The organism is Cetobacterium sp. (assembly GCF_048470075.1).
Lineage (GTDB): Bacteria > Fusobacteriota > Fusobacteriia > Fusobacteriales > Fusobacteriaceae > Cetobacterium_A.
This window is the reverse complement of sequence record NZ_DBGBQB010000164.1, coordinates 1-6,073: the sequence shown is the minus strand read 5'-3', so window position 1 is coordinate 6,073 and position 6,073 is coordinate 1. Positions and strand designations below refer to the sequence as shown.

Annotated in this window: 4 protein-coding genes; all 4 read left to right on the top strand. The window is 31.6% G+C overall.

All coding sequences use genetic code 11. The features are described 5' to 3' along the window. The first annotated feature begins 204 nt into the window (after positions 1–204). The 4 genes from trxB to nhaC are packed head-to-tail and all read left to right on the top strand — an operon-like array spanning position 205 to position 6,058. Positions 205–1,347 carry a thioredoxin-disulfide reductase gene (trxB, locus tag ACMOUI_RS05770; protein ID WP_418964782.1) on the top strand — a complete coding sequence of 381 codons (1,143 nt, stop codon included), beginning with the start codon at positions 205–207 and terminating at the stop codon, positions 1,345–1,347. A gap of 21 nt (positions 1,348–1,368) precedes the next feature. Continuing rightward, positions 1,369–3,171 (top strand): aryl-sulfate sulfotransferase, encoded by a 1,803-nt coding sequence (locus tag ACMOUI_RS05765; RefSeq protein WP_418964781.1) that lies wholly within the window; start codon positions 1,369–1,371, stop codon positions 3,169–3,171. Between the two features lie 12 nt (positions 3,172–3,183). Next, the gene (locus tag ACMOUI_RS05760) at positions 3,184–4,617 is read left to right on the top strand and encodes an SLC13 family permease (protein ID WP_418964780.1); all 1,434 of its coding nucleotides are present in this window, start codon (positions 3,184–3,186) and stop codon (positions 4,615–4,617) included. Positions 4,618–4,630: 13 nt separating this feature from the next. Further along, positions 4,631–6,058: a Na+/H+ antiporter NhaC gene (gene nhaC, locus ACMOUI_RS05755; protein WP_418964779.1), complete on the top strand. Its 1,428-nt coding sequence runs from the start codon at positions 4,631–4,633 to the stop codon at positions 6,056–6,058. The last annotated feature ends 15 nt before the right edge of the window (positions 6,059–6,073 follow it).

Genomic DNA, 6,073 nt, shown 5'->3' with positions numbered 1-6,073 from the left:
ATATTAGTATACTAAAGTAGAAAATTAAAAGGAAGATTAATCGAATCAAATTCAGTTTATAGGGTAGAAAATTTCTTAGGCTAGTATTAATTTAAGAAGGTTACCTTAAAATAAGGTAACCTTTTTTTATAAGATTAATATGTTTTGGAGCTCAATATAATTTTATTTTTAGATATTGAGGAATTTTAAACACTGGAGGAAGAGATGGAAAATATTTATGATTTAATAATTGTTGGAGCAGGACCAGCAGGGTTAGCAGCAGGAATATATGGAGCAAGAGCCAAAATGAAAACATTGATTTTAGAAAAAGGAACAATTGGCGGAATGGCTTCCAAAACAACAGAGATAGTTAATTATCCGGGTATTCCAAAGACTTCGGGAGAAAGACTAGGCGAGGTTATGTCTAAGCATGCTGAAAATTTAGGTGCAACTATTGTGAGAGACAGTGTTAGAAGCGTAGAATTAGAAGGGGAGATAAAAACTTTAAAAAGTAGAAGAAAAGAGTACAAAGCAAGAAGTATTATATTTGCAACAGGGACAAAGCCGAGAATTTTAGGTATTCCTGGAGAGGTTGACTTCAAAGGAAGAGGGGTGGCATATTGTGCCACATGTGATGCAGAGTTTTTCTCAAATCAAGAGGTAATAGTAGTTGGAAGTGGAGATCAAGCCATAGAGGAGGGAATGTTTATATCTAAATACGCTTCTAAAGTAAAAGTTGTAGTGATTCATGAAGAGGGAATTTTAGATTGTAATAGATTAAGTGCAGAGGAAGCTTTTAAAAATCCTAAAATGGAGTTTATTTGGAATTCAACTTTAGATGAGATTATGGGAGATGAATCAGTAGAAAAAGTTAGGATTAAGAATTTAAAGACTGGAGATATAACTGAAGTACCTTGTAAAGGTGTTTTCTTCTTTGTAGGAATGATACCAAATACTGAATTTTTAGAGGATACAAATGTTAAACTTGATAAAAGAGGACATATCGAGTGTGATTCATTACTAAACTCATCTATATCTGGTGTTTTTGTTGCTGGAGATGTGAGAGAAAAATACCTTAAGCAAGTTATAACAGCAGCAGCAGATGGAGCTATAGCAGCAGTTGCAGCAGAAAAATATCTAGAGGAGATGAATGTTTATATCAATAGAATTAAAGATAAAAAAGTGGCTATTGGATTTTGGAACTCTTTAGATAATGATGGATTAAAATATCTTTCTGAAAAAGAGAAAGAGTTAAAAGATGAAAATATAAGTGATTTCATATATATTGATATTAGAAAAAATAGATATTTAGCAAAGTTTTTTAATAAAGAGAATATAGATAATCCAGAATTAATAATTAATAGATAAAATACAAAGGGGAGGTTTAAAATGGGTCATCCAACTATTTATCCAACAGGGGCAACAATTTATAATCCAGAAAAAGCGTGGAGTGGGTATACATTATTTCCTTTAAAAGGACAGGGAGTGATGTTAATTGATATGAATGGAGGAGAGATTAGGCTTTGGGAAAATTTAAAAGGATTTCCAGCAAAAATGTTTCCAGGAGGATATGTTCTAGGTAGTAAAAGAGAGAGAAGTTCAAAATTTGGAATGCAAGATTATGAGGATATAGTGCAACTAGATTGGGATGGAAATGAAGTTTGGAGATTTGATAGATATGAATATATTGAAGATGAAGGGCTAGAACCCAGATGGATGGCTAGGCAGCATCACGATTATCAAAGGGAGGGAAATCCAGTAGGGTATTATGTACCTGGAATGGAGCCAAAAGTTCATGGTGGAAAAACTTTAATATTGGGACATAAAACTGTAAGAAATTTAAAAATATCGGATAAGTTATTGTTAGATGATGTTATTTATGAGATAGATGAAAATGGAAAAATAATTTGGGAATGGATCTGTAATGAGCATTTTGATGAATTCGGATTTTCAGAAGAGGCAAAAAATGTACTATTTAGAAATCCAAATTTAAGAAGTGTAGAACCAGAAAAAGTTGGAGATTGGATGCATATTAACTCCATGTCAGTTTTAGGTCCAAATAGATGGTATGATGCTGGGGATGAAAGATTTCATCCAGATAATATAATTTGGGATGGAAGAGAAACAAATATAATTGCAATTATTAGTAAAGAGACAGGGAAAGTTGTATGGAAAATCGGACCATATTATGATACTCCTGAGTTGAAGCACTTAGGATGTATAATAGGACAGCACCATGCTCATATGATACCAAGAGGTCTTCCAGGAGAAGGGAACATTATAGTCTTTGATAATGGAGGATGGGCAGGATATGGTGCACCAAACCCTGAGTCTAAATATGGTGAAAAAAATGCAAGAAGAGACTATTCAAGAATATTGGAAATAGACCCAATTACATTGGAGATTGTATGGCAATACACACCAAAAGAAGCTGGTTTTGTAATGCCACTTGATGCATCGAGATTCTATAGTCCATTTATAAGTGGAGCGCAGAGACTGGCAAATGGAAATACTTTGATAACAGAGGGTTCCAATGGTAGATTGATAGAAGTAACTTCTAGTTATGAGATTGTTTGGGAATATATAAATCCATATTGGGATAAAGAGATAATGAACATGAATATGATTTATAGAGCATATAGAGTACCATATGAATGGGTACCACAACTTGAAAAACCAGAGGAAACACCGATAAAGAAAATAGATGTTTCAACTTTTAGAGTACCTGGTTCAAAACCTTTAGGAGGAGCTACAAGAATAAAAGTTGAAGGAGTTTCTCCATGGGAGAAATCAAATGCTTTAAATGCTTGTGTTGCAGCTGGAGATGAAACAGAGGAAAAACCAAAACTATTTAATATAAATTCAAAACTTTTTGCACATTTAGATGAAAAAAATATGGCGGATGAACTATCTAAAGTAGAGGATATAGGATTAATATTTGTGGGAGCGGAGAGATGTAAAAATTGTATGGCTCTTCAACCTATATTAGAGGAACTGGTACCTATTTATAAAGAGGAATCAAATATGGTTGCATATCATTTAGATGCTGATAAAAACAAGGAGTTCATGTTAAAAAATAACTTAAAATCAATACCAGTATTGCTACTAGTAAAAGATAGTAAGGTAGTGGATAGACTTTCAGGATTTAATCCTATAGATGAAATTGAAGAGTTTATAGAGAGAAATCTATAAGGGGGATTAAAAATGGGAAAGATAGAGAGTGAAAGAGCCTTAAAAGGCTCTTTCTATATAATAAAAGGTGATTTTTACAAATGGATTGGGACCTTTATAACAATGTTTATAATTTGGACTTTAACACAGCGATATAGTTTAGATTATAAAACATCAATGTTTTTTATAATCACTGTATTTGGTGTATTACTCTGGTGTTTTTCATTGATTCCAGATTCTATAACAGGATTGTTACTTCCTGCATTGTATGTGATATTTAAGATTACAACTCCAAACATTGCATTTAAGCCTTGGACATCAACGATACCATGGTTAGTTTTGGCAGCTATGCTAATGTCTACCATGTTAAATGAAACAGGGGTGGCTAGGAGAATTGCAATTTGGAGCATAGCAAAGTTTGGAAAAACTTTTGCAACAATTCTTTTAGGAATAACTTTGGCAGGAATAATAATAACACCCTTTATACCATCTGTTATAGCCAAAATTGTTATTTTTAACATCATAACTATGGGTTTAATAGAGACATTGGGTTATAAAGCTAAGAGTTTAGAAGCAACACTATTAACATTGGCTGGGTTCTTTGCTATTTCAACTTTTAGATTGGGATTTGCAACTGGTGATTCAGGAATAATAATTGGTTTAAACTATGCTCAGCAAGTAACTGGTCAAACTCTGACTTGGACTCAGTATTTAATTCATAACTTACCATATATTTTTTGCTACACCTTTGGTTCATTGGGAGTTTTAATTTTATTTACTAAAAATACAGAGCCTTTAACAAGAGAAAAAAGAGAACTGTTACAAAAGAGATATTTAGATTTAGGTAGAATAAAAGATAAGGAAAAAAAAGCTTTTATAATGATGGGAATAGCACTTGTATTTATGACTACAGAAAGCATTCATAAAGTGAATTCCGCTTGGATTTTAGTAGTTTTATCTACACTGTTTTTTGTCCCAAAAATAGATTTATTAAACAATGATAGTTTAAAGAAAATAAACTTATTACCTCTTTTATTTATTGTAGGAGCTATGAGCATAGGAGCAGTAGCTTCTGAGACTCAAGCTATCAATATAATTAAAGACTTTTTACAACCATTTTTTAAAGGAAATACCTTCTCAATAATAACAATATCCTATATTTCAGGTATTTTATTAAACTTTTTACTTACACCTCTAGCAGCTATGTCATCTTTCACAATGCCTTTAATACAACTTGGAATTGAAAACAATATAAATCCTTATGTGATGACCTATATATTTCAAGTTTCATTAGATCAATATCTACTACCATATGAGTTTGCAGGACTATTATTAGTTTATACTTCAGGATATGTCTCTTTAAGTACTTTAGTAAAAATTCTTATGGTGCGTATGTTTTTAGGATTAGCTATTTTATTGGGAATAGCCTATCCTTGGTGGAATATTTTGGGAATAATATCAATTTAAAAAGGGAGGCTTTATGAAAAATAAAAGAGAAATACCTTTATATATAGCACTATTGCCCATATTTTTTCTCCTTATTATAATATCTTATGCTGTTATAATAGCTAAATTACCTGTGCATTTTCCTGTTTTTGCTTCAGCAATGTTTGCAGCTTTAGTAGCAAAGGTTTTATTAAAATGTAATTGGAAAGATTTAGAAAACGGAATTTCAGATACCCTAAAAATGGTTGTAATTCCAATTATGATATTACTAGTTATTGGAATGTCCATAGGAACATGGATATTATCAGGAGTTGTACCTACAATGATATACTATGGACTTAAAATGATAACACCAGATATATTTTTACCTGTAGCTTTAATTAGCTCATCATTAATATCAATCTCAACAGGAAGTTCTTGGACGACAATGTCAACAATAGGAATTGCCTTAATAGGAATGGGGGAAGGACTAGGAGTTCCTCGAGAAGTTATAGTAGGAGCTGTAGTATCTGGAGCATATTTTGGCGATAAGATGTCGCCATTATCAGATACCACAAATTTAGCTCCACTTATGGCCGGAGCTAAACTATTTGATCATATAAAACATATGCTTTATACAACTGTACCAGCATATATTTTAGCTCTTATAGGTTTTATTATTTTAGGAAATAAATATTCTAATGCAATAGTTGATGATATTGGAGTAGATTTAATGTTAACAACTTTAAATCAAAGCTTTACTATAACACCTTGGTTAATTTTAATTCCAATTTTAACAATAGGATTAGTCATGAAGAAAGTTCCAGCTTTACCAGGATTATTTTCCGGTGCTTTATTAGGTGGAGTTGCAGCAATGGTAATTCAAAAGAAAACTTTAATAGATATTATGAGGGTTTTGCAATTTGGATATAAAAGTAATACTGGAGTTAAAGCTATTGATAGTTTATTGACTCGTGGTGGAATGTCTTCAATGCTTATGACAATATCCTTGATTATTTCAGCTCTAGCTTTTGCAGGAATAATGGAAAAATCTGGAATGTTAGATAAATTAGCAACAACAATATCTAAAGTGGCTAATACTAAGAATAAAATTGTAGTAGCTTCTGTAATTACTCCAATTTTAACTAATCTGTGTGCTGGTGGACAATATATGTCAATTGTAATAACTGGTAGAATGTTTAGAAAAAATTACGAGGAATTAAATTTAGCTCCAAAGAATTTATCAAGGGCTTTAGAAGATGGAGGAACTATAACATCACCTTTAGTTCCATGGACTGTATGTGGAGCTTTTGTAGCAAGTACTTTTGGAGTTCCAACATATATTTATGTACCTTTTTGTTTATTTAATTTAATTTGTCCTGTTATTTCAATATTTTATGGAATTTTTGGAATAACAATAGAAGAAAATAATAAATCCGTTTTTTATGAAGGGAGTTTTTTAAAAGAAAAGCATATTGAATAGTCACTCTATTCAATA